Raw genomic sequence first — 2,636 nt, 5'->3', positions numbered from 1 at the left:
CCGGCAATAACCTACTCTCCCAGGCCGTTACCAGCCAAGTACCATCGGCGCATGAAGGCTTAACTTCTGTGTTCGGTATGGGTACAGGTGGATCCCTTCTGCTATCGTCACCGGATTAAACCATCAACTACAAAATCTTTTCTTGGTCAAGTCTTCGACCTATTAGTACTCTCTAGCTTCAAGTATTTCTACTCTTTCACCTTTAGCCTATCTACCTCGTTTTCTTCAAGGGGTCTTATCTTTAGAGGGAAATCTCATCTCGAGGGGGGCTTCGTGCTTAGATGCCTTCAGCTCTTATCCCTTCCAAACTTAGCTGCTCAGCTATGCACTTGGCAGTACAACTGATACACCAGAGGTTTGTCCATCCCGGTCCTCTCGTACTAAGGACAGCTCCTCTCAAATTTCCTACGCCCACGACGGATAGGGACCGAACTGTCTCACGACGTTCTGAACCCAGCTCGCGTGCCTCTTTAATGGGCGAACAGCCCAACCCTTGGGACCTACTTCAGCCCCAGGATGAGACGAGCCGACATCGAGGTGCCAAACCTCCCCGTCGATGTGAACTCTTGGGGGAGATAAGCCTGTTATCCCCGGGGTAGCTTTTATCCGTTGAGCGATGGCCCTTCCACTCGGTACCACCGGATCACTAAGTCCTGCTTTCGCATCTGCTCGACTTGTTGGTCTCGCAGTTAAGCTCCCTTCTGCCTTTATACTCTTCGCACGATTTCCGTCCGTGCTGAGGGAACCTTTGAACGCCTCCGTTACTCTTTCGGAGGCGACCGCCCCAGTCAAACTGCCCGACTGACAGTGTCCCTCTCCCGGTTTCACGGGAGTTGGTTAGAATTCTAGTATTAAAAGAGTGGTATCCCAACGGTGACTCCACAGATACTGGCGTACCTGCTTCTCTGTCTCCCACCTATTCTGTACATTTAATCCCAAAATCCAATGTCAGCCTACAGTAAAGCTCCACGGGGTCTTTCCGTCCTGTCGTGGGTAAGCGGCATCTTTACCGCTACTACAATTTCACCGGATCCTTTGTTGAGACAGTGCCCAAATCGTTACACCTTTCGTGCGGGTCGGAACTTACCCGACAAGGAATTTCGCTACCTTAGGACCGTTATAGTTACGGCCGCCGTTTACTGGGGCTTCAGTTCTATGCTTCGGTCTTCTTACGATTCTCTTACATTTTCCCTTAACCTTCCAGCACCGGGCAGGTGTCAGCTCCTATACTTCGTCTTTCGACTTTGCAGAAACTTGTGTTTTTGGTAAACAGTCGCTTGGGCCTTTTCACTGCGGCCTTCCATTTCTGGCTAGGCTCCCCTTCTCGCTAACTTACGGGGTCATTTTGCCGAGTTCCTTAACAAAGGTTCTTCCGCTCGTCTTAGGATTCTCTCCTCACCTACCTGTGTCGGTTTGCGGTACGGGCGATATCTTGCTTGATAGTGGCTTTTCTTGGCAGTGTGGAGTCGGCTCCTTCTCTACTTATTTTCGATCCGCATCACACTTCATACTTCTCGAGAAGCGGTTTTGCCTACTTCTCATACTTTGTGCTTGCACGCCTCACCAACTGGGCGCTCCGCTTATCCTCCTGCGTCCCCACTTACTTTTTATCGCTTGATATCGGTACAAGATTTTCAACTTGTTGTCCATCGACTACGCCTTTCGGCCTTGCCTTAGGTCCCGACTTACCCTGAGTGGACGAGCCTTCCTCAGGATTCCTTAGGTTTTCGACGGGTGAGATTCTCACTCACCTCTCGCTACTCATGCCAGCATTCTCTCTTGTATTTACTCCACAATGGCTTACGCCTTTTGCTTCTTCGTTTATACATTGCTCCTCTACCAATTATATTTTATATAATTCCACAGCTTCGGTATCTGATTTAGCCCCGGTTATCTTCGGCGCAGGGTCACTTGACTAGTGAGCTATTACGCACTCTTTTAATGCATGGCTGCTTCTAAGCCAACATCCTAGTTGTCTCAGTAACTCCACATCCTTTTCCACTTAATCAGTATTTTGGGACCTTAGCTGGTGGTCTGGGCTCTTTCCCTTTTGACTATGAAGCTCATCCCACATAGTCTGACTCCTTAACGTGTGAGTTGGTATTCGGAGTTTGATAGGTCTTAGTAACGTTTAACGCCCTTCGACTATTCAGTGCTCTACCCCCACTTCACTCTGTTAAAGGCTAGCCCTAAAGCTATTTCGAGGAGAACCAGCTATCTCCGTGTTCGTTTGGCTTTTCACCCCTATCCACAGGTCATCCGATAGCTTTTAAACGCTACCCGGTTCGAGCCTCCATTGAATTTTACTTCAACTTCACTCTGCCCATGGATAGATCACACGGTTTCGGGTCTATGACCATTAACTTTCGCCCTTTTTAGACTCGGTTTCCCTACGGCTCCGACTCTTAGTGTCTTAACCTTGCTTATGATCATAACTCGCTGGCCCGTTCTACAAAAAGTACACGATCATGGCTTTTGCCATTTTCGCTGCTTGTAAACATTAGGTTTCAGTTTCTTTTTCACTCCCCTCCCGGGGTTCTTTTCACCTTTCCCTCACGGTACTTGTTCGCTATCGGTCACCAAGTAGTATTTAGCCTTGGGGGGTGGTCCCCCCGTCTTCCCACAAGATTTCTCGT

The 2,636-nt window shown here is 48.9% G+C and carries 2 rRNA genes; both read right to left on the bottom strand.

Features of this window, described 5'->3' with window-relative positions:
- Positions 1 to 115 (bottom strand): 5S ribosomal RNA (rrf, locus tag J2S72_RS08685); the annotation flags it as partial.
- Positions 116 to 142: 27 nt separating this feature from the next.
- Positions 143 to 2,636, bottom strand: a 23S ribosomal RNA gene (locus J2S72_RS08680); the annotation flags it as partial.

Origin of the sequence: Peptoniphilus koenoeneniae (assembly GCF_030812875.1) — a bacterium.
Classification (GTDB): Bacteria; Bacillota; Clostridia; order Tissierellales; family Peptoniphilaceae; genus Peptoniphilus_B; species Peptoniphilus_B koenoeneniae.
The sequence above is the reverse complement of the archived record's forward strand: the minus strand, read 5'-3'. Positions and strand labels throughout refer to the sequence as shown.